Annotated in this window: 27 protein-coding genes; 4 read left to right on the forward strand and 23 right to left on the reverse strand. The window is 68.1% G+C overall.

The features are described from left to right. Positions 1–57 precede the first annotated feature (57 nt). The 3 genes from EVJ50_RS04870 to pyk form a co-directional block, all read right to left on the reverse strand. Positions 58–315: a DUF1830 domain-containing protein gene (locus EVJ50_RS04870; RefSeq protein WP_150882603.1), complete on the reverse strand. Its 258-nt coding sequence runs from the start codon at positions 313–315 to the stop codon at positions 58–60. 132 nt (positions 316–447) lie between these two features. Further along, positions 448–1,641 (reverse strand): ABC transporter permease, encoded by a 1,194-nt coding sequence (locus tag EVJ50_RS04875; protein ID WP_225323158.1) that lies wholly within the window; start codon positions 1,639–1,641, stop codon positions 448–450. A 179-nt stretch (positions 1,642–1,820) separates the two neighbouring features. After that, a complete protein-coding gene (gene pyk / locus EVJ50_RS04880; protein WP_150882605.1) occupies positions 1,821–3,605 on the reverse strand; it encodes a pyruvate kinase in 1,785 nt (594 codons plus the stop codon). Positions 3,606–3,667: 62 nt separating this feature from the next. On the opposite strand from pyk, the gene EVJ50_RS04885 reads away from it, so the two are divergent. Continuing rightward, positions 3,668–3,997, forward strand: a complete 330-nt coding sequence (locus tag EVJ50_RS04885; protein WP_150882606.1) for a nucleoside triphosphate pyrophosphohydrolase family protein — start codon at positions 3,668–3,670, stop codon at positions 3,995–3,997. Between the two features lie 33 nt (positions 3,998–4,030). Here the strand turns inward: EVJ50_RS04885 and EVJ50_RS04890 are convergent, their stop codons facing one another. From EVJ50_RS04890 to ilvA, 3 genes are read right to left on the reverse strand one after another with little or no spacing between them, the layout of a single operon-like run. Continuing rightward, on the reverse strand, positions 4,031–4,324 hold the full coding sequence (locus EVJ50_RS04890; RefSeq protein WP_150882607.1) for a YggT family protein: 294 nt from the start codon (positions 4,322–4,324) through the stop codon (positions 4,031–4,033). Positions 4,325–4,355: 31 nt separating this feature from the next. Then, a complete protein-coding gene (scpB, locus tag EVJ50_RS04895) occupies positions 4,356–4,952 on the reverse strand; it encodes an SMC-Scp complex subunit ScpB (protein WP_370455601.1) in 597 nt (198 codons plus the stop codon). Then, positions 4,915–6,465 carry a threonine ammonia-lyase, biosynthetic gene (gene ilvA, locus EVJ50_RS04900; protein ID WP_150882608.1) on the reverse strand — a complete coding sequence of 517 codons (1,551 nt, stop codon included), beginning with the start codon at positions 6,463–6,465 and terminating at the stop codon, positions 4,915–4,917. Before ilvA ends, scpB begins: the two co-directional genes overlap by 38 nt. Positions 6,466–6,574: 109 nt before the next feature. Here ilvA and dxs point away from each other — a divergent pair, with 109 nt between their 5' ends. Both dxs and EVJ50_RS04910 read left to right on the forward strand, forming a co-directional pair. Then, entirely contained in the window at positions 6,575–8,506 is a 1,932-nt protein-coding gene (dxs, locus tag EVJ50_RS04905) for a 1-deoxy-D-xylulose-5-phosphate synthase (RefSeq protein WP_150882609.1), read from the forward strand. A 47-nt stretch (positions 8,507–8,553) separates the two neighbouring features. Then, positions 8,554–9,801 (forward strand): NAD(P)/FAD-dependent oxidoreductase, encoded by a 1,248-nt coding sequence (locus EVJ50_RS04910; RefSeq protein WP_370455603.1) that lies wholly within the window; start codon positions 8,554–8,556, stop codon positions 9,799–9,801. Between the two features lie 38 nt (positions 9,802–9,839). Here EVJ50_RS04910 and psaK read toward each other — a convergent pair whose 3' ends face one another. The 3 genes from psaK to EVJ50_RS04925 are packed head-to-tail and all read right to left on the reverse strand — an operon-like array spanning position 9,840 to position 10,820. Further along, positions 9,840–10,097: a photosystem I reaction center subunit PsaK gene (gene psaK, locus EVJ50_RS04915; RefSeq protein WP_150882611.1), complete on the reverse strand. Its 258-nt coding sequence runs from the start codon at positions 10,095–10,097 to the stop codon at positions 9,840–9,842. Positions 10,098–10,154: 57 nt separating this feature from the next. Continuing rightward, positions 10,155–10,517 (reverse strand): DUF3593 domain-containing protein, encoded by a 363-nt coding sequence (locus EVJ50_RS04920; protein WP_150882612.1) that lies wholly within the window; start codon positions 10,515–10,517, stop codon positions 10,155–10,157. 12 nt (positions 10,518–10,529) lie between these two features. Beyond that, complete coding sequence (locus EVJ50_RS04925; protein WP_150884874.1) at positions 10,530–10,820, reverse strand: DUF2499 domain-containing protein; 291 nt, start codon at positions 10,818–10,820, stop codon at positions 10,530–10,532. A 62-nt stretch (positions 10,821–10,882) separates the two neighbouring features. Between EVJ50_RS04925 and csaB the strand changes: the two genes are divergently transcribed. Further along, the gene (gene csaB, locus EVJ50_RS04930; protein ID WP_150882613.1) at positions 10,883–11,971 is read left to right on the forward strand and encodes a polysaccharide pyruvyl transferase CsaB; all 1,089 of its coding nucleotides are present in this window, start codon (positions 10,883–10,885) and stop codon (positions 11,969–11,971) included. A gap of 6 nt (positions 11,972–11,977) precedes the next feature. Here the strand turns inward: csaB and EVJ50_RS04935 are convergent, their stop codons facing one another. The 14 genes from EVJ50_RS04935 to EVJ50_RS04995 form a co-directional block, all read right to left on the reverse strand. Further along, the gene (locus EVJ50_RS04935) at positions 11,978–12,955 is read right to left on the reverse strand and encodes a PstS family phosphate ABC transporter substrate-binding protein (protein ID WP_225323090.1); all 978 of its coding nucleotides are present in this window, start codon (positions 12,953–12,955) and stop codon (positions 11,978–11,980) included. Positions 12,956–13,085: 130 nt separating this feature from the next. Then, positions 13,086–13,322, reverse strand: a complete 237-nt coding sequence (locus tag EVJ50_RS04940; RefSeq protein WP_191964872.1) for a CorA family divalent cation transporter — start codon at positions 13,320–13,322, stop codon at positions 13,086–13,088. Positions 13,323–13,442: 120 nt separating this feature from the next. Continuing rightward, a complete protein-coding gene (locus EVJ50_RS14530; RefSeq protein ID WP_191964873.1) occupies positions 13,443–13,601 on the reverse strand; it encodes a hypothetical protein in 159 nt (52 codons plus the stop codon). A gap of 65 nt (positions 13,602–13,666) precedes the next feature. Further along, complete coding sequence (locus tag EVJ50_RS04945; RefSeq protein ID WP_191964874.1) at positions 13,667–15,691, reverse strand: NAD-binding protein; 2,025 nt, start codon at positions 15,689–15,691, stop codon at positions 13,667–13,669. 4 nt (positions 15,692–15,695) lie between these two features. Continuing rightward, positions 15,696–16,718, reverse strand: a complete 1,023-nt coding sequence (locus tag EVJ50_RS04950; protein WP_225323091.1) for an ABC transporter ATP-binding protein — start codon at positions 16,716–16,718, stop codon at positions 15,696–15,698. Continuing rightward, positions 16,715–17,539 carry a carbohydrate ABC transporter permease gene (locus EVJ50_RS04955; RefSeq protein ID WP_225323092.1) on the reverse strand — a complete coding sequence of 275 codons (825 nt, stop codon included), beginning with the start codon at positions 17,537–17,539 and terminating at the stop codon, positions 16,715–16,717. The genes EVJ50_RS04950 and EVJ50_RS04955 overlap by 4 nt, the downstream gene beginning before the upstream one ends. Further along, positions 17,536–18,396: a carbohydrate ABC transporter permease gene (locus EVJ50_RS04960; protein ID WP_150882618.1), complete on the reverse strand. Its 861-nt coding sequence runs from the start codon at positions 18,394–18,396 to the stop codon at positions 17,536–17,538. The genes EVJ50_RS04955 and EVJ50_RS04960 overlap by 4 nt, the downstream gene beginning before the upstream one ends. An 11-nt stretch (positions 18,397–18,407) precedes the next feature. Then, a complete protein-coding gene (locus EVJ50_RS04965) occupies positions 18,408–19,703 on the reverse strand; it encodes an ABC transporter substrate-binding protein (RefSeq protein WP_150882619.1) in 1,296 nt (431 codons plus the stop codon). 10 nt (positions 19,704–19,713) lie between these two features. After that, on the reverse strand, positions 19,714–21,246 hold the full coding sequence (gene ggpS, locus EVJ50_RS04970; protein ID WP_150882620.1) for a glucosylglycerol-phosphate synthase: 1,533 nt from the start codon (positions 21,244–21,246) through the stop codon (positions 19,714–19,716). 82 nt (positions 21,247–21,328) lie between these two features. Further along, on the reverse strand, positions 21,329–21,904 hold the full coding sequence (locus tag EVJ50_RS04975; RefSeq protein WP_225323160.1) for a peroxiredoxin: 576 nt from the start codon (positions 21,902–21,904) through the stop codon (positions 21,329–21,331). A 52-nt stretch (positions 21,905–21,956) separates the two neighbouring features. Beyond that, positions 21,957–22,193 (reverse strand): 50S ribosomal protein L28, encoded by a 237-nt coding sequence (gene rpmB / locus EVJ50_RS04980; RefSeq protein WP_150882622.1) that lies wholly within the window; start codon positions 22,191–22,193, stop codon positions 21,957–21,959. Between the two features lie 113 nt (positions 22,194–22,306). Continuing rightward, positions 22,307–24,265 carry a molecular chaperone HtpG gene (gene htpG / locus EVJ50_RS04985; RefSeq protein WP_150882623.1) on the reverse strand — a complete coding sequence of 653 codons (1,959 nt, stop codon included), beginning with the start codon at positions 24,263–24,265 and terminating at the stop codon, positions 22,307–22,309. 103 nt (positions 24,266–24,368) lie between these two features. After that, positions 24,369–24,593: a ferredoxin family protein gene (locus tag EVJ50_RS04990; RefSeq protein ID WP_150882624.1), complete on the reverse strand. Its 225-nt coding sequence runs from the start codon at positions 24,591–24,593 to the stop codon at positions 24,369–24,371. A gap of 43 nt (positions 24,594–24,636) precedes the next feature. Then, positions 24,637–25,821 (reverse strand): ATP phosphoribosyltransferase regulatory subunit, encoded by a 1,185-nt coding sequence (locus tag EVJ50_RS04995; RefSeq protein ID WP_150884876.1) that lies wholly within the window; start codon positions 25,819–25,821, stop codon positions 24,637–24,639.

A 25,821-nucleotide genomic window follows, 5' to 3' on the forward strand; every position in this document is an offset into this window, starting at 1 on the left:
AAGCGCTGCTCAGGCGCTCCGGGCGCCGCGCCGTCGCTCATCCGGCTCCATCGTGCCTCACTCCGGGGCCTGTGAGCCCGCGCCGGACACCGCGTCGACGCCCTCCTCGCTGCTCAGTTCCTCGGCTCCGTGGCGGGCGATCAGCTCCGGGCCTCCCAGACCATGGGTCCAGACCTCGACCAGCGCCTGCTTCGGTGCCTGAAAGCTGAGCAGCTCGAAGGGGAAGACGACACGTTCGAGGAAGAAGTGCTGATCGCCGCAGCACTTGATGATCAGGATCCGGTCGGAGGTGTTCCGATATGAGCAGCCGACCATGCGGAGGGGAACGGAGATGCGCCACCCCTATCCAGCCACCCGATCCGGCTCGGATCTGTACGGAGGAACACGAATCGGGAAAAAACCGAGACCGGTCGCCCAGCCGGCTGCCATGGGCAACCGGAGTCGGGGTCAGAGGCTGCGCAGGGCCACGATCGGATCAAGGCGGGCGGCTCGTCGGGCCGGGATCACGCCGAAGAACAGGCCGATTGATCCCGACACCAGCACGGTGCCCAGAACGGTGGTGGGAGCGATCGAGGCGGGCAGGGGGCTGAACCGGCCGACCCCGGTCACCACGGCGAGGCCGACCGTGGCCCCCGCGACACCGCCGAGGCTGGCGAGCACCAGCGACTCCACCAGGAACTGGCCGAGCACGTCACCGCTGCGGGCGCCGAGGGCCTTGCGCAGACCGATCTCCTCGGTGCGCTCGCTGACCGACACCAGCATGATGTTCATGATTCCGATGCCGCCCACCAGAAGGGAGACCCCTCCGATGGCCGCGAGCATCAGGGTGAGGCCACCGGTGATCGTGCCCACGATCGTGAGGGCATCCTGCTGGGATCGCACGGCGAAGTCGTCCTCCCGCAGGATGCGGTGCCGCTGGCGCAGCAGGTTGGTGATCTGGAACTTCGCGGCGCCGACGCTGTCCTCATCGCGGGCTTCGACGCTGATGAAGGTGAGGGAGACGCCGTAGGTGGGATCCCGGCCGCTGAGCCGGTTCACCATGGTGTTGATCGGGATGTAGACGTTCTCGTCCTGGTTGGAGCCGAACACAGCTCCCTTGGCCGCCAGCACCCCGATCACCTCGAACGACTGGTTGCGCAGCCGGACCCGCTGTCCGATCGCCCTGGCGGGACCGAAGAGGGTGTCCTTGATGTCGGGCCCGAGCACGACCACATTGCGGGCCGAGCGGTTGTCCTCCGTCGAGATGAAGCGGCCCCGGGCCACCTCGAAGCGGCGCACGGGGAGGAACTCGGCCGTGGTTCCGGTGACCGTGGTGCTCGCGCTGCGACCGCCGACCTGGGCCACCTCGGTGAGGGCGATCTGAGGCGCGACCCGCCGCACGCTGGGGACCTGCTCAGCGATGGCGACGGCGTCCTCGAGCACGAGGGTGCGGGGGCGGTTGATGCCCTGACGGCGGGTGTCGTTGTTGCCGGGAACCACGAACAGCACGTTGGCCCCGAGGGTGCCGAGCTCCCGCTCCGCCAGGTTCTGAGCCCCCTGACCGATGCCCACCAGGCTGATCACCGACGCATTGCCGATCACGATGCCGAGCATGGTGAGCAGGCTGCGCATGCGGTTGGCCCGCAGCGTGGCCAGCGCCATCGACACCGTTTCACGGATGGGGAGACGAGATCGGGCCTGCAGCGTGCGCTGAGGGGAACGGGCCCTGGTCGGTGGACGGGTGGCGATCGTCATGGCAGCACCCGCATCACGACCGGCCGCCTGGGTGCATGCACGGGAGACCTCACGGTGGCGGAAGCGGAGAACAGCGGCGGGGCGGTCTAGAACACCGAGTCGAAGCGGCTGCTGAAGGGATGGGAGGTGCCGCGATGCACCAGTCCCTCGCGCAGCTGCATGGTGATGACTTCACCCTGGCGGAGATCCATGGTGGCGCCCCGCACCCCCACGATGACGGGAATGCCGAGGCGCTGGGCGATCACGGCGGCATGGCTGCCGCTGCCCTCGGCCTCGGTGATCACACCGCAGGCCTGGCGGATGGCCTCGAGATAGGCGGCGTTGGTCTCGCGCACCACGAGGATCTCGCCCGGTTCCAGACGGGCGGCATCGTCGGAGGTCTGGGCCAGTCGCACCCGTCCGCTGACCTGGCCGCTGCCGATGCCCAGGCCGCGGCCCAGCACGGCCGAGACGATGCCCACTTTCACCAGATCGGTGGAACCGCTCACCCCGGCCAGGGTGCCGGCGGTCTGCACCACCAGATCGCCATCCTTGAGGAGGCCCATGTCCTGGGCCACCCCCATCGCCACGGTGAAGGTGCCGGTGGTGGTGGTCTGCTCGGAGATCAGCAGCGGGTTCACGCCCCAGACCAGCTGCAGCTTGCGCGCCACCGGCACCTCGCTGGTGATGGCCAGGATCGGCGTGGACGGCCGGAACTTGCTCACGTTGTGGGCTGTGGCTCCCGACTTGGTGAGCGGCAGGATGGCGGCTGCATCCAGCTGACGCGCGATGTTGCTCACCGCCTGGCTGATGGCGTTGGGGATGGTGCAGGCCACGTGGCTCTCACCGTCGTGCTGGGGATAGTCCTTCTCGATGCGGCGGGCGATGCGGGCCATGGTGGCCACCGCTTCCACGGGGAAATCGCCCACAGCGGTCTCGTTGGAGAGCATCACCGCATCGGTGCCATCGAGGATGGCATTGGCCACATCGCTCACCTCGGCCCGGGTGGGGCGGGGGCTGGAGGCCATGGAATCGAGCATCTGGGTGGCCGTGATGATCGGGATTCCAAGGCTGTTGGCCTTGCGGATCAGATCCTTCTGCAGCAGCGGCACCTCTTCGGCGGGCATCTCCACGCCCAGGTCACCGCGAGCCACCATCACGCCATCACAGAGCGGGAGAATGGCGTCGATCTGATCGATGGCTTCGAATTTCTCGATCTTGGCGACCACGGGCGTGGTGTAGCCGTGCTCCCGGATGAGCTCGCGGATCTCCTCCATGTCGGAGGGATTGCGCACGAAGCTCAGGGCCACCCAGTCCACGCCCTGCTGCAGCCCGAAGGCCAGATCGCGCCGGTCCTTGGGCGTGAGGGCCCGCACCGAGAGCTGCACGTCGGGGAAGTTGACCCCCTTGTTGTTGGAGAGCACACCGCCGCAGGTCACAACGCAGTGAAGGGTGTGCTCGTCGTTGTCGACCCGCACCACCTGCATCTCGACGCGCCCGTCATCGAGCAGGATGCGGCTGCCGGCACTGACCTCCTCCGCCAGCCGGTCGTAGGTGACCGTGGCCACGCTCTGATTGCAGCGCACGTCCCTGGAGGTGAGGGCGAACGCGTCACCGTTCTGCAGGGTGATCGGCCCCTCCTCGAAACGGCCGAGGCGGATCTTGGGGCCCTGCAGATCCTGGAGGATGCCGATGTGGGTGCCCAGCTCGTGGGCCACCTGGCGGATCGTGGCAATGCGCGTGGCGTGATCGCTGTGATCGCCGTGGGAGAAGTTGAGACGGAAGGTGGTGGCGCCGGCCTCGATCAGGCGACGCAGCACCTCGGGGGATTCGGTGGAGGGGCCGATGGTGGCAACGATCTTGGTGCGACGCGACAGATCGATCGTGGCCATGCGCGGGACCGGCTCAGGCCGGAAACTACCATCCGGCTGCCAGAGCCGCTCTGCCGGTCGCCATGGACCTCGACACGTATCAGACGGCTGCCCGACACACGGCCCGGTACCCGGATGCGGGCCGCAATGCGATCTATCCCACCCTCGGCCTCTGCGGTGAGGCCGGTGAGGTGGCCGAGAAAGTGAAGAAGGTGATGCGCGACCGAGGCGGCGTGTTCGATCAGGCCAGCCGCGATCAGCTGCTGCTGGAGCTCGGCGATGTGCTCTGGTACGTGGCCCAGCTCTCCTCCGAGCTGGGGTTCAGCCTGGAGCAGGTGGGCCAGGCCAATCTCAGCAAGCTGGCCGGAAGGGCCGAGCGCGGCACCCTCGGAGGCGATGGCGACAACCGCTGATCCAAGCGGCAACCGAATCCGTGGCGGGGCTGCTCAGCCGTAGAGCATGCTGCCGGCCAGAGCGAAGCTGGCCTGGGCCATCAACGTCTGCACGAGGTTGAGGGCGATGAAGGCCAGGATCGCTGAGAGATCGAGCCCGCCCAGAGGTGGGATCAGGCCCCGGAAGAGATTGAGGTAGGGATCGGTGATGGAACTCACCGTGGCCAGGAGCGGATTGCTCCAGTCGAGGTTGGGGAACCAGCTGAGCAGCACCCGCACCACAAGGATCACCGTGTAGATGCTCAGCGTTCTGGCCAGCACGGCCAGAAGGGTGGCCACCACATCCATGGGGAGCTCCGCAGTGCGTTGATGCCTGAGCTTAGGAAGCGCTCTCGCCGGTGGATTCCGGTTTCCCGGCCCGCTGGGCCTGGGAGCGGGCCTGAGCGGCCTCAAGCTGACCGTCCCGCACCTTGAAGGTGCGATGGAAGGTCTCCGAGAGGCTGATCCAGAAGGAGCGTCCATCGCTCTGGCGGCGCCGCTCGATGAAATCGTGGGCCAGGAGCTCCTTGATGTGCTCATAGGCGCCCGACCCGCGCAGCTCCACGAGTTCGGACTGGAGCAGGCGGCGCCGCAGCGCCACTGTGGCCAGGGTCCGCAGTGCCGCGGTGGAGAGGTTCACCGGCACCAGATCCTGCACGAGGCTGTCGAGCCCATCGCGGAGCTGTAGGGCGTAGCACTGGTCCTCGTGGCGGATCTCCAGGGCGGTGTCGCGGTGGGCGTAATCGGCCATCAGCGTGATCAGCGCCATCTCGACCGCATCGGCATCGGTGCCGGCCAGTTCCGCCAGTTCGGAGAGGGTGAGCGGCCTGCCCTTGAGATAGAGGATGGCCTCCAGCCGGGCCGGCAGCGAGACCGAGCGCGGCGGGTGGGCCGCGGCGTCAGACCCCGCCATCACCGCCTCCCAGGAAGAGGGCATAGGCCGGGTTGTGGGTTTCCTCCCAGCAGCGGTAGCCGAGGCCATCGAGCACCTGCTGCCAGGCCTCACGCTCCCGGTCGCGGACCAGCACTCCGACCACGATGCGCCCGACATCGGCGCCGTGGTTTCGGTAATGAAAGATGCTGATGCTCCAGTCGGCCTGGAGCGCGCTGACGAAGCGCATCAGAGCCCCGGGACGTTCGGGGAACTCGAACCGGTAGATCAGCTCGCGCCGGTCATCACCGCAGTGAACGGCCGCTGAGGCCGGCAGCCGCCCCCCCACCATGTGCCGCAGGTGGGACTTGGCCAGTTCATCCGCACTCAGATCCAGGCAGGGGTAGCCGGCGCGATCGAGCTCCGACACCAATTCAGCGGTGTCGGAGGAGCCGTTGATCTGCACCCCCATGAAGATGTGGGCCGTGGCCGGGTCGGCCATGCGATAGCTGAATTCCGTGAGGCTGCGGGATCCCAGCACCCGGCAGAGCCCCCTGAGGCTCCCGGCCCGTTCCGGGATCGCCACGGCGAGCATCGCCTCACGCCCTTCACCGAGCTCGGCCCGCTCGGCCACGAAGCGAAGCCGGTCGAAGTTCATGTTGGCCCCGCAGGCCACCGCCACCAGATCCCGGTCCCGCAGCCCCCTCCGCTCCACGTCCTGCTTCAGGCCGGCGATGGCCAGGGCGCCGGCCGGCTCCAGGATCGAGCGGGTGTCCTCGAAGCCATCCTTGATGGCGGCGCAGATGGAATCGGTGTCCACGGTGATCATGGCGTCGACGCACTGGCGCGCCAGGGCGAAGGTGGTCTCCCCGACCTCCCGCACGGCGACCCCGTCGGCGAAGAGGCCCACCTGATCCAGACGCACCCGCCGACCCTCGTGCAGGGAGCGGCTCATGGCATCGGCATCCACCGGCTCCACCCCGATGATCGAGACCTGCGGCCAGATGCTTTTCACATAGGTGCCGATCCCGGCGATGAGGCCGCCGCCGCCGACGGCCACGTAGATGGCATCCGGAATCCGCCGGCTCTGACGCAGGATCTCCAGACCCACCGTTCCCTGCCCGGCGATCACATCGGGATCATCGAAGGGGTGGATGAAGCTGAGGCCGTCCCGCACCCCCTGCTCCCGCGCCCTGGCGTAGGCCTCGTCATAGGTCTCGCCGTGCAGCACCACCTCGGCGCCGCGGCCGGCCACGGCCTCCACCTTCACCCGCGGCGTGGTGAGGGGCATCACGATCACGGCCCGGCAGCCGAGACGCTGGGAGGCGAGGGCGACCCCCTGGGCGTGGTTGCCGGCGCTGGCGGCGATCACACCCCGCTGCAGCTGCTCCGGCGAGAGCTGGGCCATGCGGTTGTAGGCCCCGCGCAGCTTGAAGGAGAAGACCGGCTGCAGATCCTCCCGCTTGAGCCAGACCCTGTTACCCAGCCGCGCCGACAGGCAGGGCGCCGCGTCGAGCGGGGATTCGATCGCCACGTCGTAGACCCGGGCCCTGAGGATGCGCTGTAGGAGGTCGTGCATCGGGTCTGCGTGATCGCACCAGTGTTGCAATCAACCCCGGAACGGGTGGGTCGCACGCTGCTGGCCCCGGGCCACACCCCGTAGATTGCACATCACGGCAAGGTCGTGCATGCACCTCAGCGAGTTGAGCCACCCCAATCAGCTGCACGGATGCTCCGTGGCTGAACTGGAGGCCATCGCCGCCCAGATCCGCGAGCGCCACCTGGAGGTGGTCTCCACCAGCGGTGGGCACCTGGGTCCCGGCCTCGGCGTGGTGGAGCTGACCCTGGCCCTGTACCAGACCCTGGACCTTGACCAGGACCGGGTCATCTGGGATGTGGGCCACCAGGCCTATCCCCACAAACTGATCACCGGGCGCTACGAACGCTTCGACACCCTGCGTCAGCAGAACGGGGTGGCCGGCTACCTGAAGCGCTCCGAAAGCCGCTTCGACCACTTCGGCGCCGGGCATGCCTCCACGAGCATCTCCGCGGCCCTCGGCATGGCCCTGGCCCGCGACGTGCGGGGCGAGACTTTCAAGACGGTCGCCGTGATCGGCGACGGGGCCCTCACCGGGGGCATGGCGCTGGAGGCGATCAACCACGCCGGCCATCTGCCGAGCACCCGCCTGCTGGTGGTGCTCAACGACAACGACATGTCGATCTCCCCTCCCGTGGGAGCGCTCTCGACCTACCTCAACCGGATGCGGCTGAGCCCGCCCGTCCAGTTCCTGTCCGACAGCGCCGAGGAGGCGATGAAGCATCTCCCCTTCATGGGAGGTGAGCTACCGGCGGAACTCGAACGGCTCAAGGAGAGCATGCGCCGGCTCGCGGTTCCCAAGGTGGGCGCGGTGTTCGAGGAGCTGGGCTTCACCTACATGGGTCCGGTGAACGGGCACGACATCGCCGAGATGACCCGCACGTTCCAGTCGGCTCACCGCTGCGAGGGGCCTGTGCTGGTGCACGTGGTCACCACCAAGGGCAAGGGGTATCCCTATGCGGAGGCCGATCAGGTGGGCTATCACGCCCAGTCGGCCTTCGATCTCGACACCGGCAAGGCCCCGCCCTCCAGCAAGCCCAAGCCACCCAGCTACAGCAAGGTCTTCGGCCAGACCCTGGTCAAGATCTGCGAACAGAACCCGAAGGTGGTGGGCATCACCGCCGCCATGGCCACCGGCACCGGTCTGGATCTGCTCCAGAAGGCCCTGCCGGGCCAGTACGTGGACGTGGGCATCGCCGAGCAGCATGCGGTGACCCTCTCGGCCGGGATGGCCTGCGAGGGGCTGCGGCCGGTGGTGGCGATCTACAGCACCTTCCTGCAGCGGGCCTACGACCAGCTCATCCACGACGTGGGCATCCAGAAGCTCCCGGTCACCTTCGTGCTCGACCGGGCCGGCATCGTCGGCGCCGACGGCCCGACCCACCAGGGGCAGTACGACATCAGTTATTTGCGCGCCGTGCCGAACTTCACGGTCATGGCCCCGAAGGACGAGGCGGAACTCCAGCGCATGCTCGTGACCTGCCTGCAGCTGGACGGCCCGGCCGCCCTCCGCATCCCCCGCGGCCAGGGCGAGGGGGTTCCGCTGGCCGAGGAGGGATGGGAACCGGTTCCGGTCGGTCGCGGCGAACTGCTCACCGATGGCGACGACCTGCTGATCGTGGCCTATGGCGCCATGGTGGCCCCGGCCATGGCCACCGCCGGCCTGCTCCAGGAGCACGGTGTGCACGCCGCGGTGATCAATGCTCGCTTCCTGCGTCCGCTCGATGAGGCCCTGATCCTGCCGATGGCCCGCCGGATCGGCCGGGTGGTCACCATGGAGGAGGGTGCCCTGGCGGGCGGTTTCGGCTCCGCCGTGGTGGAAGCGCTGATGGACAACGGCGTGCTCGTGCCCGCCCTCCGAATCGGCATCCCCGATGTGCTCGTGGACCATGCCAGCCCGCAGCAGAGCAAGGAGAGCCTGGGCCTCACACCCCCGCAGATGCAGCGCCGCATTCTCGATCACTTCGGCTCCGCTTTCTCCAGCGGCAGGGCTGCCCCGGAGGAGGCCTCCCTCGGGGTCTGACCGCCGGCCTGCCCAGCGCGGACCCTCCTGACCAGTGCGATGTGCTGGTGGTGGGCGCCGGCCCGGCCGGTGGTGAGCTGAGCCGGCGGCTGGCCCTGGCCGGCCATCACGTCTGCCTGGTCGACCGTCTGACGGGCCTCGACCAGGCCGCCTTCAGCAGCGCGGCCCTGCCGCTGGCCTCCGTGGCGGATCTGGGCCTGCCGGCGGGCTGTGTGGCCAGCCGCTGGAACGGTTGGCGGCTGGTGGGACCCGATGGGCGCGAACGGCTCTGGCAGCAGCGGCGCCCTCTTGGCGCCGTGCTCGACTTCGCCGCCCTGCGCGGCTGGCTGGCCGGGGAGGTGCGCGGCTGGGGATCTCAGGTGCTGCTCGGCTGGAGCGCCGAGGCCGTGATCCGGAACGGACGCGAGGGCGCCCTGACCGAGCTGCGGGATTGCCGCGGCCGCGGCCGGCGCAGGGTTCGCAGCCGCTACGTGGTGGATGCGAGCGGCCAGGGACGCGCCCTGATCAGCGCCCAGGCCGCCACCTCAGATCAAACCGACAGCGGTGATCCGCTGATCCGGGGCAGCGGCGTGGAATGGCTGCTGCGGGTGGACGGGGCCGAGTGGCGGCGCTGGTCGCGGCAGCTCAGCTTCTTTCTCGGCAGCCGCTGGATCCCGCGGGGCTACGGCTGGATCTTCCCGATGCAGGAGGGGATGCTCAAGCTGGGGCTCTGCCGGCTGGAGGTCGATGGGCCGGCCCGCGGCCCGTTTCGGAAGAGCCATGCAGCTCCCTACGCCGCCCATCTGAGGGCCCTGCTGCAGCACACCGGTCTGGCGCAGGCGGCAGTGGTGGACCGCCATGGCGGGCGGATCCGCAGCCGGGTCCACCGCGGGGACCCTCACCAGATCGGCCAACTGCTCGCGGTGGGCGATGCGGTGAGCACGGCCAACCTCCTGGGCGGCGAAGGAATCCGGCACGCCATGGTCAGTGGCCGGATCCTGGCCGAGCTGCTCGATCGGGCGCTCAGGGTCGGGGATGGCGCCGGGCTCAGGGCCTACCCCCAGCGCCTGCGCCAGGCACTGGGCTGGCGCTGGGGTCTGAGCGGACGGCTGGCCGTGCGCACCTGGTGCGGCCTCGACTCCGATCGCGGTGACCGGAGGCTGCAGCGGCTGATGGATGAGCTGGAGGATCGGGCCAGTGCGTCCGACCTGGCCGAACTGCTGTTCGACTACCGCTTCGAGCGCTACGGCCTTCGTGCTCTGCCCTATTGGCTTGGCTTCAGGCGCGGCGCGGGGGGTCCGGCAGCCGGCCGGTGAGGGGCCGGCTGGCGGGGCTCAGAGTCGGGTTGAGGGGATCAGAGAACGCCGCGAGCGGCCAGGCCCTGAATGGCACCGATACCGAACACGTGGCCCAGGCTGGTGGTGGCCAGCAGGCAGGCATGGCTCATGCCGCCGAAGAAGGTGGCGTTGGGCAGCTTGGCGCCCTCGTTCTGATACTTGATCGTGGCCTTGCCGATGGCGATGGCCACCACGTTGCAGATGATCATCACCAGGGCGACCTTCGGGGTCCAGCTCAGGGTGGCGGGGGCGATGGCCAGAAGGGAAGGGAGCATCGTCGGCACGGAAGACGCCTCATCTTCCGGGCCTGGCCTTGGCCCTGGTTCAGCGCCTTAAGACTTATTCACGCCGCCTGCGTCGCCCGTCCCGGCATCGGTCCCATCCGCCGCGGCCTTCAGCGCCAGCGCGAAGCCGGTGACCACCATCAGATTGCTCAGGGTCAGGAAGGCTTCGGCTCCGCCGTGCAGGGCATCCACCTGAACCAGCGAAGCCCCGAAGCCAAGCTCGGCCCAGATCGAGGCCGCAATGGTCACCGCCACGAACAGCAGGGTGAGCCGGAAGCCCAGCAGAGCGAGGGGGGGCATCCTGCCGCTGCGCGCGGCCCAGCGCAGGAAGAGCAGGTAGGGCAGCAGCGAGAGGGCGAAGAGGGGAGCCGGGTCGATCCGGAGCAGATCGGCGGGATCGGGCAGGGACATGGATTGAAAGCGTCAGCGGGCCGGCAGCAGCCGCCAGGCCGCGGCCGCCAGGCAACCGTTGCCCACCAGGGTGAGGCCCGCCTGGAGCGTCACCAGCCACTCGAGGGAGGCCGGATTGTCGAACAGATGCCAGGTGCAGGCCGCCATGGCGCTCACCAGGGCCGGAATCATGGCCAGGGCGAGCCAGCGCCACTCCCCTTCACCGCGACGCTCGGCCAGCAGAGTCACCAGAACGATGGCGGTGATCCATTCCAGAACGGAGGTGATGTGAATCCACCAGGTGGGGAGTGAAAGCACGTGCACCGGCCCGGCGTGTTCCATCAGGGCCAGTAATGTACGGCGATCGCGGTGGTGGCCTGACCGCTATGAGGGCATCCCGGGGTCGTGAACGCGCCGGCGCAACACGGCTGCGACCCTTGCTCTGCGGCTACTACGGCGAGCACAACCTGGGCGATGACGCGCTCCTCGCGGTGCTCCTGGAGCAGCTGCCGCCGGGCACCCGCCCCTTGGTGAGCGCGCACGATGGCCGGGAGGTGCGGCAGCGCCACGGTGTGGCCACCTGCCCGAGACGGAATCCCCGGGCCATGGCCCGGGCTCTGCTGCGCTGTGACGCCCTGGTGCTGGGAGGCGGCAGCCTGCTGCAGGACAGCAGCAGCCTGCAGAGCCTTTTCTATTACCTGATGCTGATGGCGCTGGCCCGCCTGCGACGCATCCCGGTGATCCTCTGGGCCCAGGGCTACGGCCCGCTCCACAGGCCCCTGAGCCGCAGGCTGGTCGGCGGAGCGCTGGGGCAGGTCAGCGCCGTGAGCTGGAGGGACGCCACCAGCGCCGCGGCGGCCGAACGCTGGCGGCCGGGGGCCAGCCGCTGGGCGCCGGACCCGGTGTGGAGTGTCCCGGCCGGCAGCTGGAACGGGCGCGGCGGGGACATCGTGATCTGCTGGCGTGACACGTCCCACCTGGACCGGGCCGGCTGGCGCTGGCTGCTCGATCAGCTGGATGCCCTGGCCGCGGCCAGCGATCGCGCCGTGCTCTGGCTGCCGTTCCACCGCGATCAGGACAGCGGGCTTGCGGAACGGCTGGAGGCATCGGTCGGGATCCCGGCGGGGCTGCAGCGGCGCAGCCGCTCCGTCAGCGCCGACAGCCCGGAGCAGGCCATGGATCTGTTTCAGCGGGCGGGCCTCGTGCTGGCGATGCGCCTGCACGCGCTGATCCTGGCGGCGGTGAGCGGTGCGCCGGTGCTGGCCTTCAGCTACGACCCGAAGGTGCAGGTGGCGGCGGCCGCCGCCGCGATCCCCTCGCTTGACCTGGCGCAGGTGGGATCGGGCAGCCGGGATCCGGATCTCTGGATGCGCTGGCAGCGCCAGCTGGATGCACCGCCGGACCCGGCACGAATCCGGGGGCTGGGACAGGCAGCGGAACTGCACCGGCGCTGTCTGCTGCAGGGGCTGGAGTAACTCCTTTCAGAATCCCGGCCGTTTGTGCTGGTCGAAACTGCGATCCAGGGCGGCACCGATGGTGAGGCCCACCGGCAGATCTCCGCCGAAGGATGTTCCAAGAATCTGTCTGTAGAACTTCTGCTCCACCAGGGCATAGGTGCTGGATGGCAGGGGAACGTAATTGGAAGCCTTCACAATCTTGAGACCGTTACGCACGTAGAAGCTTACGAAGCGTCGCAGAGACGCCTCCTGCTTGACGGCCTCGGCGTTGAGGTAGAGAAACAGCGGCCGCGACAGGGGCAGATAGCGTTCCTTCTGCACGTTCTGAACCGATGGGGGCACGGCTCCCTCGGGACCGACAACAGCCAGAGCCTTGAGATCCCTGGCATTGGATCGATAGTAGCCAAAACCGAAATACCCAAGGGCATTCACATTGTTCGCTACACATCGAACCAATTGACTGTCGTCCTCGCTGGCGAGATAGTCTGTTCGCGAATTTGCTTTCGAGCCGTTGATGGCCTTATTGAAGATATCGAATGTACCGGAGTCCTTACCAGGCCCGCAGAGTGCAATCGGCCGGGCCGGCCAGGCGCTGTTCACCTGCTGCCACTGGTTGATCCGGCCCTGAGCCGGTTTGCTCCAGAGACGACGCAACTGAGCTGTGCTGATCCGCTCTGCCCAGGTGTTGGCAGGATTGACGACAATCGAGATGGCATCGAAGGCGATCGGCAACTCAATGAATCGAACCCCACTGGCCTCACAGCGCTGGAGCTCCGAGCTGCTGATCGGCCGGGAGGCATTCACCATCGGCATCCGACCGGAGCAGAACTCGCGGAGTCCCGCACTGCTGCCGGTCTCCTGAAGATCAAACCGCACGGCACGACCTCGCGGGGTGCGCCGGAAGGCCGCGATGGCGTCCCTGGTGATCGGGTAGACCGTGCTGGAACCGGAGATCCGGATGGTCTTCGCCTGCAGGCCGACGGGAAGCAAGAATGCCACCATCACTGCGACGATGCCTCCGGCTCGTGGACACTGCCGTCGAATCGAGTGAACGAGATCCGGAGTCATTGGCCTCAGCCGAGACAGAACCATCCTCTCTTCGGAGGGAAGACAAAGGGTTAAGCAGGATTTATCAGAAGCCTATGGTCATTGGATCAGCTTTGATCAGCGATCCCGCCACCCCCCTGAAACCAGCCCGCCTCCACAGGATCGTGACCTGGATCAGAGCGGCGGCAACCATCAGCATCAGGCTGTAGAGACAGACGTCGCGCCTGCTCAGCTCAGGCATGGCTGCACAGTCCATTCCCTGTCGGCCTGAAATGAATGTCAATAGCGCGAACACACTGGAAACAACCGCCAGGATTGTCATGACCTGATTCCTGCGATGCTCCCGTTCTGGTCCCGGGAGCATCGTGGACGGATTCACTCTGATGACGCAGCAGCTCAGCACGACCACGCGAGGAGTCCACGACCGGTCGCGACGCCGTCATCAGGCCCCATCCACCAGCGCGCTCACGGACCCATCCCCGAAGCCGGAGGATGGGGACGAGTGGCTGAGACGGAGCAGTTCCCCGCCACCGATCAGCAACAGCTGAATCAACAGACAACTCACCACATCAGCCCGGCGCATCCACAACAGCCTCACCATGCCTGAAGTGCCGGGGCGGCCATTCAAGATGGAACCCGCCTGGGAGCGACGTGGGCCACATCACATCACTCCCGGAGTGGTGGTTGGACACTGGCGGACGACTCATCAGCGCTCTCGACCGGCTCAGGCACCAGGTCGGCCTGAACGCCGCGCCGACGCAGCTCACGCCCCAGCTGCTCAGCCAGATCCTGATCCAGCGCGGGGGTCAGCTGCGGGGTGCCGTCCAGGAAAGGGGCCATGGTCCCGGGAGCACCGCCGAGGTGCCGCGCCAGACACTGCTGGGTCTCGAACATCCACTCGGACGCCAGAGGAGCCTGGAGGCGCACCCGCCAGGCCGGTGGGCGCTGCTCGCCGATCTCCACCCGGCGCAGACCCTCCAGATCCGCCAGCACCAGCAGGTCCTGCCCGGGGCGCAGCACACGCTCGAGGGCCGGGAGGGCCACCAGCTCCGAACGCGTCCGGGTTTTCAGGGCCACAGCCGTGACCCCGTAGCCCCCCTGCACGCGGGCGATGCTCAGACCGGCGAGGGTGTCCCCCGCCTCGACGCGATAGCGCACCAGCATCAGATTCCGGCCTTCGACGCGGTGCACCTCCTCCACGGTTTCACCGAAGGCCGTTGCCACCAGCGCATCCGCCGCGAGATCCACCGAGGAGATCAGGGACAGGCCGCCGAGGAGATCGCCGAGCACTTCGGCCGCAGGCAGTTCCTTGGCCTTGAGAGACAGGCGGGCTTCGGGCCAGCGGCGCTCCAGATCCAGGGCGAGCTGGAGATTCATCAGTAGATCGTCCGAGAGGAGAGCCACACCAGCCACGCGGGAGCGGCGCAGGAGTCGGAAGGCCTCCGGCAGCTGCAGCACATCGCGCCTGCGGATCCGATGAGCCGGACGGGTCCCTGAGGGATCGGCGACCGGGCCTCGCACCGATCCGATCGGTCCGGAATCCCCCTCAGAGGGACCGGCCCGAAGGCAGACCACCCCGATGCCGTCGGCCTGCAGCTGCTCGGCGATCAGAGGAGCCAGGGAACCACCCTCAACCAGGAGCGCGGCATGGGTGTCGCGGGGAAACGAGCGCGCCCGCCTCAGCCCCAGTCGCACACTGAGCAGCCGTTCAAGAATGAGTGCTGTGAGCGCCGAGGTGAGCACGGTGCCCGCCAGCGCATAGACCAGCATCAGCGCCAGCAACCGGCCCTGCTGGGCAACGGTCCAGGGAGTCCCGGACTGCAGGAGGGAACCCCGCTCCAGCACAACGGAGGCCGGGTCCACGTACTCACCATTGAGCAGGCCCAGGGTCACGAACAACCCCAGAAGCCAGCCCCGATCAGCGCGAAACAGGGCCACACCCGTCAGCACCAGTCCCAGGGCGGCAAGCAAGCCCACCCACCACCAGATCCGACGCCGCCCGAGCGCCGCAAGCCGCGCCAGCGGAGCGCTGCCGCTCCAGAACTCGAGCCTCTCTCGAAGCGAACCGGCGCGGCGTTGCAGCTGGTTGCGCAGAGCCTGCGGCCACGGTGGCCGGCGGATTCTCCCGGGTGTGGCCAGGCACACCTGGAGAGGGGATCCATCCAGGCGACGGCCCCCGCTGACCCCCTCCCCTTCACGCCGTTCACGCAACTCGAAGCGGTGGCGACCGAGCCGGATCGTGGCGGCCTCCCGGCTCGGCCGCAGGGACTGGCTGAACACCGATGCTGTGAGCAGCATCGGGTCCACCACGGCGACTCCCGGCAGCCGCTGCTCAAGCAGCACACCGAGGGAGGCCCGCTGGCTGGAGGAGCGAACGACCACGGTGGCCCTGGGGTTGAGCGGGCGGATCTGCAGTGCCGCCTCCAGATTCACCGTGCTGTCGGAACTCAGCAGCAGGATGCTGCGGGCCTGATCGACACCCGCAGCCAGCAGATCCCTGGGCTGGCGCATGTCTCCCAGCACAAAACTGGGCGCCAGGCGCCGTTCCAGCTCCGCGTCTCTCCAGCGTGGCGGCTGCCAGTCCAGACAGGAGAGAGGCACATCAAACGCCAGAAGACGCCGGAGGCAGGTCTGCCCGAGGGAGCCGAGCCCGCAGACCAGCACCAGTCCGGAGGGCGGGGCAGCAGCCATGGTTTCAGGCGCTGGGCGGCACCGGCAGCCGAGCCCCACTGCCGGCCTCGAACCAGTGTTCCCGCTCCGGCCGCCAGCCCAGCCTGAGGCTGTCCGGTACAGCCACCTTGCCATCGGCAAGCCAGCGCAGGGCTCCCCGCGGGGTGTCCACGCTCACCAGCTGGGTGGCCCCCAGCCACTCGCGCGACACCACCCGGGCCGGAAGCCCTGCATCCGGGTCATCGCAGGCATGGAGATGTTCCGGACGCACGGCCAGGACCCGGCCGCCCTGTTCCGGGAACAGGTTGATCTGGGGCCGGCCGATGAAACAGGCCACCACCAGGGAGGCCGGTCGCTCGTAGAGCTCCTGGGGGGTTCCCACCTGCTGGAGCCGGCCGCCCAGGAGCACAGCGATGCGGTCCGCCAGCCCCATCGCCTCCTGCTGATCGTGGGTGACGTAGACCACGGGCTGCTCACCGCCGCAGAGCCAGCGCCGCAGCTGGGGCCGCAGGTCCTCCCGCAGCTGGGCGTCGAGGTTGCTCATCGGTTCATCCAGCAGGTAGAGGCTGGGGGAGCGCAGCAGCGCCCGGGCCAGGGCCACCCGCTGCCTCTGGCCTCCGGAGAGGGCCGAGGGACGCCGGTGGCGCACCTCCTCCAGCTGGAGCAGGCTCAGCACCCGCTCCACCGCCTCCTGCTGCTGAGTGGGACGCACTCCCCGCACCTGCAGGCCGAGGGTCAGATTGCGCCACACATCCAGGTGGGGATAGAGCGCATAGCTCTGGAACACCATGCCCACGCGGCGCCGGGCCGGAGGCCAGTGGGTGATGGCCTCTCCAGCCAGGCGGATCTCGCCGGAGCTGGGCGCATCGAGGCCGGCGATCAGGCGCAGGATGGTGCTCTTGCCGCACCCGCTCGGCCCCAGCAGGGCCAGGCACTCCCCGGGCTCCACCTGCAGGGAGACCCGATCGATGATCGTGCGACCGCCCACGCTGCGGCTGATCGCCTCCAGGGCCAGACCGTTGCCGAGGGTGGTCATCGGATCGCTCATCCCTTGATTGCCCCCTGGGTGAGACCGGAGACGATCTGACGCTGAAACAGCAGCACCATCAGCAGCAGGGGCAGGCTGCCGAGCACCGTGGCCGCCGCGAAGGCGCCATAGGGAACGGTGAAGACCGAGGACCCGGCAATCCGAGCCATCGCCGGCGGCAGGGTGAGCAGCTCGGCCCGGCTGATCCAGGTGAGGGCGATCGGGTACTCGTTCCAGCAGAACAGGAACACGAGGATCGCCGTGCTGGCGCTGGCCGGAGCGATGAGGGGGATCAGAACCCAGCGCAGCCGGCTCCAGAGGCCCATCCCCTCCAGCCGGGCGGCCTCCTCGAGTTCGGGCGGCAGATCGGCGAAGGCCGACTGCAGCAGCAGCACCGCCAGGGGCAGGGAGAGCCCGGCATAGGGCAGCGTCAGGGCCAGCAGATGGTTGGCCAGGGAGAAGGTGCGGGCCAGCTCCAGAAGGGCGAGGAACAGGAGCACGTAGGGGAACACGGCCGCCGCCAGCACGGTGAGACGGATGCCGGCGCGCAGCAGCCGGCGGCAGCGGTTCATCGCATAGGCGCAGGGGAGCGCCAGCACCAGGGTGAGCAGGGTGGCGCTGAAGGCCACCACCGTGCTGTTGAGCAGATAGCGCCAGAACGGGGGCTGACCCGAGAGCACCTGGCTGTAGTTGCTCAGGGTCCAGCCGCTGGCGAGATCCGCGGCGGCCTGGCCCACGAGGGCCGAGGGATCGCGCAACGAGGTGTACAGCTGCCAGAGCAGCGGTCCGAGCGTCCAGGCCAGCAGGGCGGCCACCACCAGAGCGCGCTGGGGCGTCTTCACGCCGGCTCCTCCGCGCCGGCGCGGGAACGGAACAGCCAGAGCACCGCCAGGCTCAGAAGCAGCAGCAGGGCGAAGGTGCCCAGCATCACCGTGGCGCTGTAGCCGAAATCGAGGAAGCGCATGGCGTTGAGGTAGGCGTAGAGGGCCAGGCTTTCCGTGCTGCTGGCCGGCCCGCCGCCGGTCATCACCTGGATCAGATCGAACACACCGAGGGCCTGGGCCAGGCGGAACACCACCGCCAGCATCATGTAGGGCCGCAGCAGCGGCAGGGTGATGCGCCGCAGAGCCTGCAGGGGGGTTCCGCCATCGAGTTCGAAGGCTTCGTAGAGATCGGCGGGAATGGCCTGCAGCCCGGCCAGCAGGATCAGGGCCATGAAGGGGGTGGTCTTCCAGACATCGGCGAGCACCGTCATCATCCAGGTGATGGAGGGGGTGGCCAGGAAGGGCACCGGTGTCAGTCCCAGGGTGCCCAGCAGGGCATTGATGGGTCCGAAGGGGTCGTTGAAGATCCAGCGCCAGCCCAGGGCCATCACCGTGGTGGGCAGCGCCCAGGGCATCAGCACCAGAGCCCGGACACCGCCACGGCCGCGCCAGCTCTGATGCAGCAGCAGGGCGATCGCCAGGCCCAGCAGGAGTTCCAGACCCACCGAAACCGAAGCGAAGCGCAGCGTCTGGAAGGCGTCCTGCCAGAAGCGGCCATCGGCCAGCAATCGCCGCCAGTTGCCCAGTCCGTTCGGCACGGCCACCAGGTTGGTGAGCACCGAATCGGCGTGGAAGCTCAGCCAGCCATAGCGGAGCATCGGCCAGCCGAACACCACGGCCAGCAGCAGCAGGGCCGGCAGCAGCAGCAACGGCATCGGTCCCGCCATCATCGGGAGCCGGCGCCGGCCGCATCCAGCAACCGTTCGGTGGCGCCGCCGGCTCGGCCCATCGCCCGCTCGGCATCGATCGATCCGGTGAGCACGCTGCTCAGCTGGCGCTGCAGGATGTCGCTGAACTGGGCGTAGAGGGGGGTGACGGGCCGCAGCACCGCGTCATCCAGGGCTCGCTGCAGCTCGGGCATCACGGGATTGGCGGCAATCACCTCCGGATCGGTGAAGACACTGCGCAGCGTGGGGGTATAACCCCAGTCGATCGCCAGGGTCTTCTGGCTGTCGGCCCCGGTCAGGTAGCGAAGCACGGCGGCGGCTTCGCGGGGATGTTCACTCTGGGAGACCACCGACAGGCCCCAGCTGCCCTGGGTGGCTGCCGGGCGCTCACCGGGCTCGGCCACCATCGTGGTGACGCCCACCTTGCCCGCCACCGCACTGCCCTGCTTCTGCAGCTCGCTCCAGGCGTACGGCCAGTTGCGCATGAAGGCGGCCTGGCCGTTCTCGAAGCTCTGCAGCACCTGCGGCTCGGCGAAATTGGCCACCGCTCGCGGGGAGACGCCCTCATCGATGAGCGAGCCCAGCCAGGCCGCGGCACGGATGGACGGCGCCTGGTTCAGTCCCAGCGATGGGCTGGCGCCGGGCTCCCACCACCAGCCTCCGAAGCCCTGCAGCACCTCGAGGAACACGCAGCTGAGGCCCTCGTACTGGCGGCCCTGCCAGAGGTAGCCCCAGGGCACGCGGCCGTCGCGCTGCAGCTGGCGCGAGATGGCCACCAGCTCTGCTGGGGTGCGAGGCGGCTGATCCATGAGGTCGGTGCGCCAGTAGAGCAGGCCCATGGAGGCCAGCAGGGGCACGCGCCACAGCTGGTCATCGATGCGGTTGCCCAGCCGGGCTCCCGCCACCACACCGGCAAGGGGGTCCTCACCCAGCAGGGGATCGAGGGGCGTGAGCCAGCCCGCTGCGGCGTACTTGGCCGTCCAGGTCACATCCATCAGCAGCAGGTCGTAGGGGCTGTTGCCCAGGAGCAGGCTGCTGATCGCCAGATCGGAAACGGACTCGGTTTCCATCGGGCCGCGGGTGACGCGGATGCGCAGGTCGTCGTGGCTGCGGTTGAACCGGTCCACCAGCCCCGCGGTGGCATCGGCGAAGGGTGCCGCCATCAGCACGTTGACCGTGACCGGGTCGGGCCGTGCCGACCAGACCCGTCCCCCCAGCAGCGTCAGCACCGCCAGAACGGCGGCCAGCAGCAGCAGGGCCGGGCGGCGCAGGCGCTGGTTCAGGGCACGGCCCATGACGGCCGACTCAGGCTGCGATCGCCGCGAGTTGATGGTCGGCCCAGTGGCTGACGGTGAAGGATTCAACCGCCGCGGTCATGGTCGCCATGCGGCGACGCTGTTCATCGGCGGGCATCGCCAGGGCCTGCTCGATGGCGTCATCCATGCGGCGGTGCGAGTACGGGTTGGTAAGGATGGCGCCGTCGAGCACCACCGAGGCACCGGTGAACTCCGACAGCACGAGCACACCATCCATGTCGCGACGGCTGGCCACGTATTCCTTGGCCACGAGGTTGAGTCCGTCACGCAGGGGCGTGATCCAGCAGATGTCGGAGCGGCTGAACCAGGCCACCATCTCCTCGTAGGGAATGCGCTGGGTGGAGAGGCGCACCGGCACCCAGTCCATACGGCCGAAACGCCCGTTGATGCGACCGGCTGTCTCCTCAATGGACCGCTGGGTGTCCTCGTAGATCTTCATGCCGGTGGCCGCAGCAACGCAGGCCAGCATCAACACCACTTCGCCGTGCAGATCTTCACGGCGCTCCATCAGCCGTTCGAAGGCCAGCAGCAGCTCCTCGTTGCCCTTGGTGTAATCGACGCGACTGGCGGAGAAGATCAGCTTGCGGTTCTTCTTGGTGTCTGCATCGATCCGAGCGCTCATCGCCTGGACGTGATCGCTGCTGCGCAGGTTCTGGATCACATCGGGCGCGGTGCCGACTGGAGAGGCGAGCAGGCCCACCTCGCGATCGCGGTAGCGGAGGGTGGGGGTGACCAACGGCTCGGCCAGGGCGCTCCCGGTGGGACGGAACATCGGATCCACCGCTCGTTTGCCGGCCTTCTCGGCTCCCAGCAGGGAGGTGGCGGCGCGGGCGAAATTCTCCAGGTAGCGGGGAATATGGAAGCCAACCAGATCGCAGCAGAGCAGGCTGTCGAGAATCTGCTCTCGCCAGGGGAGGATGGCGAACACGTCTTCACTGGGGAAGGGCGTGTGATGGAAGAAGGCGATTCTCAGATCGGGCCGTGAGGCACGGATCGTGGCGGCAGCCAGCCAGAGGTTGTAGTCATGAATCCACACCACAGCGCCCTCAGCCGCCTCAGCGCAGGCCGCCAGGGCAAAGCGCCTGTTCACATCTTGGAAGGTGTCCCAGTCGGCGTTGTTGATGTTGAAGTGCGTCGGAAACGTGTGAAGAATCGGCCAGACCGATTCCTTCGATGTCACGTGATAGAAGCTGGAGATCTGCTCCGAAACCAGAGGAATGCGCCGCAGCGTGAAGGGAGCCGGCCGGTCCATGGCCACGCATTCATCCTCACTGCCCTCGAGGCAATCCACCTGCCGCCAGGCGATCCAGGTTCCGCTGGTGCGGGTGAGGAACAGATTGCGGAGCGTTGGGATGATGCCGTTCGGGCTTTTCTGATCGCGCCACTCCCGTTCGCCGGTCTCGGTCCAGGCCTCGTCGTAGGGGGAGCGGTGGTAGAGCAGGATGAAATCGCTCCGGCCCCGGTCTGACTGCTGTGTCGGCTGGTTGTCGTTGGGGTTGATCTGGGCGGGAGCAAGCGTCATGCGGAAGCAGCGAGCAGGTCAGAGGGATCGGGCCGAGGGGCGGGCGTCACATGTCTTGAGGTGCGGCCAACTTAACCGCCACTCACACGGTTCCGGTCCTGACGCTGCTGCCTGAGGCCTGCATCTCCGTGAGCACGGCGAGCACCTCCGCGGCGTGGCCGGTCGGTCGAACAGCGGTCCAGATCCGGCGCAGACGCCCTTCCGGGTCGATCAGAAACGTGTGGCGCTGGGAGAACGGTGCGATCCAGGAGCCGTAGGTGCGGCTGACGGAACCATTGCTGTCGGAGAGGAGCGGAAAGGCCAGGGCCTCACTGCTGCAGAACGATTCATGCTGTTCAGCTGAGTCGGCACTCACGCCCACCACCTCGGCACCGCGGGAGTGGAAACCCTCCAGGCTGGCCTGAAAGCCGCGGGCCTCGAGCGTGCAGCCACCGGTGAAATCCTTCGGATAGAAGTAGAGCACCAGCCAGCTGCCGGCGAAGTCGGCCAGCCGCCAGCGCGTGCGATCCGGCTCCACGCTGCTGCTGCCGGGCAGGTCGAAGTCCGGCGCCGGGGCATCAAGCGTCGGGAGGGTGCCCCCCAGGGCGCGCGCCGGCCTGGGCAGGGCGGCCAGACCTCCGGCCAGCAGAAGACCTCCCAGCACAGCACGGCGGGTCAGGAGTGCCATGGAACGGGTGGGGATGCGGAAGCGGGGCCTCGGATCAGGCCGGTCAGAACGAGGCCAGATTGATGCCCTGTTCGCGGGCGAAGGCCGCCAGGCCCTTCTTCTGAATCGTGCGCAGCGCCTTGGTGGACACCCGCAGCCGCACCCAGCGCTGACCTTCAGCCCACCACAGGCGCCGCTGCTGCAGGTTCACCTGCTGCAGTTTCTTGGTGCGGATGTGCGAATGGCTCACCGCCATGCCGTTGTTGGCACGCTTTCCGGTGAGCTGACAGACGCGGGACATGGTGAAGGGAACGGGTGGAGGTTCTGACCGGACTCGCACGGCGTGGGCTGCAGCCCGCAGCGACAACGCCTGAGATCGTGGCCAATCCTAAAGGAGGGCCCCGGAGGGACGCCTCAGAGGAGCCCCTTCTCCAGCAGGCGGCCCATCAGCGTGGCGCTGCGGGACTGGAAGCCGGCCAGCTCGTTGGGTTCCAGACCACCGATGCCAAGCCTGGCCATGTCGTACAGGTGGCGCGAGAGATCCTCCGAGAGCTGCTGGGTGGGCGAGGCACCGGAACCGGTGATCAGAGCCCCCTTGGAGAGCTTGAGCAGCCCCTCCACCAGGGGGTGGCGGCGGTTCACCAGGAGCACGTGATGCTCGGGCAGACCCGGCAGGCGCTGGTCCATCAGGGCGCCCATGTCATTGAGGCGTCGCATCTGCTCCGGCAGCAGAATCATGGCCGCCGGCGCCTCCTCTCCCTTGAGGGTCTGCACCTGGACGGTGATCTTGTCGTTGGCGAGCGCGGTCTTGAACAGGCTGCGCAGGTCCTCGCTGGGATTGCCGCCCTCCGCGTCGGTCAGTTCGCTCTCCTTCTCCTGCAGGCTCTCGTCCAGCTCGGCATCCACACGCTGGAAGCTGAGCTCCTCGCGGAGGGCCTCGAGCCAGGGGATGAACTGGGCGTCGATGAGGGTGTCGGCCATGAGCACCTCGCGGCCCTGACCGCGCCAGAGGGCAAGGGCGCCGGCCTGGGCGGCCTCATCGGTGCAGTACAGAACCTTGGAGGCCTGATCGCCTCCCGCCGATGCGCTGCGCCGGAGGTAGCCATCGAGGGTGGTGAAGGTCTTGCCATCCACCCCGATCGGATCGGACTCCGAATCGGCCGCTGCCCCGCTCTCGGCCTCGGCGGACTCCCCATCCGGATCAGCTTTCGAACAGGCAGCGGTGCTGGCGAAGAGCACCACATCAGCCACCTGATCGGCGAATTTCTCATCCTCCATCGCACCGATCTTGATGAAGGGGGCGAGGGAATCCCAGATGCGGGCGTAGCGCTCCGGCTCATCGCGATGCAGCTGGCGCAGCCGGTCGGCCACCTTCTTAGCCACAAACTGACCGATCGAGCGCACACGGCGGTCGGTCTGCAGCGCGCTGCGGCTCACGTTCAGTGGGATATCGGGCGAATCGAGCACACCCCGCAGCGGCAGCAGATAGCGGGGAACGACCTCCTTGATGCTGTCGCTGACGAAGACGTTGTTGCAGTAGAGCCGGATCTCACCTGATTCCCAGTCGGCTCGGCCGCTGATCTTGGGGAAGAAGAGGATGCCCTGCAGGCTGTACGGATAATCCGTGTTCAGGTGCACCCAGAGCAGGGGGTCGCCCTGGAACGGGTAGAGGTAGCGGTAGAGCTCCACATAATCCTCATCCTTGAGCTCACGTGCGCTGCGCTTCCAGGGAGCATTGCGCCGGTTGACGCTTTCACCCTCCAGCTGCACATCCACTGCGAGGAAGTCGCAGTAGCGGGTGATGAGTGTCTTCAGGCGGGCGGGCTCGAGGTACTCGAGCTCCTCGTCCATCAGGTGCAGGATCACATCGGTGCCGGGTTCGCTGCGGCTGCCCTCCTCCAGGGTGAAGCGGGGCGAGCCATCGCAGGTCCAGCGCACTGGCTCCGCCCCCTCGCGGGCACTGAGGGTCTGCAGCTCGACCTCGCGGGCCACCATGAAGCTGGAATAGAAGCCGAGGCCGAAGTTGCCGATGATGGCTTCGGAATCCTGCTTGTACTTCTCGAGAAACTCCTCGGCGCTGGAGAAGGCCACCTGGTTGATGTAGCGCTTCACCTCATCGGCGGTCATGCCGATGCCCTGATCGCTCACCGTGAGGGTCTTGTTCTCGCGATCGATGCGGATCGAGATGGCGGGATTCTCGGCTTCGCTGCACTCCCCCGCCATCGCCACCATCCGGCGCTTGCTGGTGGCGTCGACGCCATTGCTGACGAGCTCCCGCAGAAAGACTTCATGGCCGGAATAGACGGCCTTCTTGATGATCGGGAAGATGTTCTCGGTATGAATCTCGATCGTGCCCTGCTCGAGAACCGTCATGCATCCACTTCTGGCTCGAGCCATTCAAGACGGCGGCGCCTCAGGGCTCAAGCGCTCTTCGGGTGGGGTGACCGAACCGAGAGGCGTGCCTCCGGGAGCAAGGTCAGGGTCGCTTCTGCAGCTCCGGGCGCTCCTCGGCCAGGACCGCACCCTCGACGGGGCAGACCTGAAGACAGATGCCGCAGTCGATGCAGGTGTCCGGATCGATCCAGAAGAAGGGGTTGCCGCGGCTGTTGGTGCCCCGTCCGGGGTGGATGCAGGCCACCGGGCAGGCATCCACGCAGTCGGACACCCCCTCACAACGGTCGCTGACAATCGTGTGGGGCATCGGGTTCAGGCGAGCTGACGCAGCCTAGAAAGCGGCAGCAGGCTCAGGCGGACCCGGCCCAGCTCACACCCGCGCAGCCCCGCGCCGCGGCGATCGCCGCCGCCTCCTGCTCCCCGGCGCAGACCGGCAGATGCACTTCAGCGCGCTGACCCTTGGCGTGAAGGCGACGCATGCAGGCGAAGGCCTGCTCGAGCGACTGGGCGGCGCCATAGACCACCAGCCGGGGGGCTTCCGGTGTGGCCGCCGCCACGCTGCCGGGTTCGAGCAGATCGCGGATCTCGTCCACCATGATCGAGAAGCCCACGCCGGCCGCCTCCGGTCCGGAGGCGCCGAAGCGCTGCAGCACGCCGTCGTAGCGGCCGCCGCTGGCCAGCATCACCGGCGCGGCCCGGCCCTGGCAGACGAGCTGGAACACCATGCCGTCATAGAGCTCGAAGTGAGGCTGAAAGGTGGGATCGATCTGCACCGCCATGCCCAGGTCTCCCGCCCGTTGCACGACGGAGCCGGCGATCTCCTCGATCGCACGGATCGAGCGATGGGGACCGAGCAGACGGGTGAGTTCGGGCAGCACCGACTCCGGCTCGCCGCGCAGGCGCAGCAGCTGCTGCATCCAGGCGCGCTGATCGGGCTCGAGATCCAGCCGGGCCAGGGCGAGAGGATCGAAGCCGGTGAGCGCATCGTGCAGGGCCCGGCGCTGCCCGGGGGCCACCCGATCGAGCACGGCCATCACGAGGCCGTGATGGCCCAGGAGCAGCTGGGGCCGGTGGGCGGGTTCCAGAGGAATGCTGGCCAACGCATCCAGCAACAGATGCAGCAGTTCCCGGTCCGCCGTGGTGGAGGCTTCACCGATCAGTTCCACACCGCTCTGAAGCCGCTCCTCCAGCCGCAGCCCGCCGGCCTCATCGCGACGCCCCAGAAAGGTGGTGCCCGAACTCCAGAGTCTCAGAGGCCTCGGGCGGGCGGCGAGGCGGGAGCAGGCGGCACGGGCGATCGAGGCCGTCATCTCGGGCCTGAGCCCCAGCGGCTCATCGGCCACCAGCTGCACCACATCGCCCTGGCGGATGGCGCCGCCGGCCAGCAGGGTGTCGAGCCTCTCGACGCGGGGTGGACTGACCTCCTCGTAGCCCCAGCGCTGATAGACCGATGCGAAGGCACGCGTGAGGCGATGGTTGATCGCCACCTGCCTGGGATTCAGGTCGCGGACGCCGGCAGCGGGTTGCAGAGCCAT

The sequence above is a fragment of the Synechococcus sp. RSCCF101 genome (genome assembly GCF_008807075.1).
In the GTDB taxonomy this organism is placed as follows: domain Bacteria; phylum Cyanobacteriota; class Cyanobacteriia; order PCC-6307; family Cyanobiaceae; genus RSCCF101.

Bases quoted from the DNA above. Each gene is read 5' to 3' on its own strand.
- EVJ50_RS04870 (WP_150882603.1), bottom strand. From the start codon at position 315: ATGGTCGGCTGCTCATATCGGAACACCTCCGACCGGATCCTGATCATC.
- EVJ50_RS04875 (WP_225323158.1), bottom strand. From the start codon at position 1,641: ATGGCGCTGGCCACGCTGCGGGCCAACCGCATGCGCAGCCTGCTCACC.
- pyk (WP_150882605.1), bottom strand. From the start codon at position 3,605: ATGGCCACGATCGATCTGTCGCGTCGCACCAAGATCGTTGCCACCATC.
- EVJ50_RS04885 (WP_150882606.1), top strand. From the start codon at position 3,668: ATGGACCTCGACACGTATCAGACGGCTGCCCGACACACGGCCCGGTAC.
- EVJ50_RS04890 (WP_150882607.1), bottom strand. From the start codon at position 4,324: ATGGATGTGGTGGCCACCCTTCTGGCCGTGCTGGCCAGAACGCTGAGC.
- scpB (WP_370455601.1), bottom strand. From the start codon at position 4,952: ATGCCCTCTTCCTGGGAGGCGGTGATGGCGGGGTCTGACGCCGCGGCC.
- ilvA (WP_150882608.1), bottom strand. From the start codon at position 6,465: ATGCACGACCTCCTACAGCGCATCCTCAGGGCCCGGGTCTACGACGTG.
- dxs (WP_150882609.1), top strand. From the start codon at position 6,575: ATGCACCTCAGCGAGTTGAGCCACCCCAATCAGCTGCACGGATGCTCC.
- psaK (WP_150882611.1), bottom strand. From the start codon at position 10,097: ATGCTCCCTTCCCTTCTGGCCATCGCCCCCGCCACCCTGAGCTGGACC.
- EVJ50_RS04920 (WP_150882612.1), bottom strand. From the start codon at position 10,517: ATGTCCCTGCCCGATCCCGCCGATCTGCTCCGGATCGACCCGGCTCCC.
- csaB (WP_150882613.1), top strand. From the start codon at position 10,883: ATGAGGGCATCCCGGGGTCGTGAACGCGCCGGCGCAACACGGCTGCGA.
- EVJ50_RS04935 (WP_225323090.1), bottom strand. From the start codon at position 12,955: ATGGTGGCATTCTTGCTTCCCGTCGGCCTGCAGGCGAAGACCATCCGG.
- EVJ50_RS04940 (WP_191964872.1), bottom strand. From the start codon at position 13,322: ATGACAATCCTGGCGGTTGTTTCCAGTGTGTTCGCGCTATTGACATTC.
- EVJ50_RS14530 (WP_191964873.1), bottom strand. From the start codon at position 13,601: ATGGTGAGGCTGTTGTGGATGCGCCGGGCTGATGTGGTGAGTTGTCTG.
- EVJ50_RS04945 (WP_191964874.1), bottom strand. From the start codon at position 15,691: ATGGCTGCTGCCCCGCCCTCCGGACTGGTGCTGGTCTGCGGGCTCGGC.
- EVJ50_RS04950 (WP_225323091.1), bottom strand. From the start codon at position 16,718: ATGAGCGATCCGATGACCACCCTCGGCAACGGTCTGGCCCTGGAGGCG.
- EVJ50_RS04960 (WP_150882618.1), bottom strand. From the start codon at position 18,396: ATGCCGTTGCTGCTGCTGCCGGCCCTGCTGCTGCTGGCCGTGGTGTTC.
- EVJ50_RS04965 (WP_150882619.1), bottom strand. From the start codon at position 19,703: ATGGGCCGTGCCCTGAACCAGCGCCTGCGCCGCCCGGCCCTGCTGCTG.
- ggpS (WP_150882620.1), bottom strand. From the start codon at position 21,246: ATGACGCTTGCTCCCGCCCAGATCAACCCCAACGACAACCAGCCGACA.
- rpmB (WP_150882622.1), bottom strand. From the start codon at position 22,193: ATGTCCCGCGTCTGTCAGCTCACCGGAAAGCGTGCCAACAACGGCATG.
- htpG (WP_150882623.1), bottom strand. From the start codon at position 24,265: ATGACGGTTCTCGAGCAGGGCACGATCGAGATTCATACCGAGAACATC.
- EVJ50_RS04990 (WP_150882624.1), bottom strand. From the start codon at position 24,593: ATGCCCCACACGATTGTCAGCGACCGTTGTGAGGGGGTGTCCGACTGC.
- EVJ50_RS04995 (WP_150884876.1), bottom strand. From the start codon at position 25,821: ATGGCTCTGCAACCCGCTGCCGGCGTCCGCGACCTGAATCCCAGGCAG.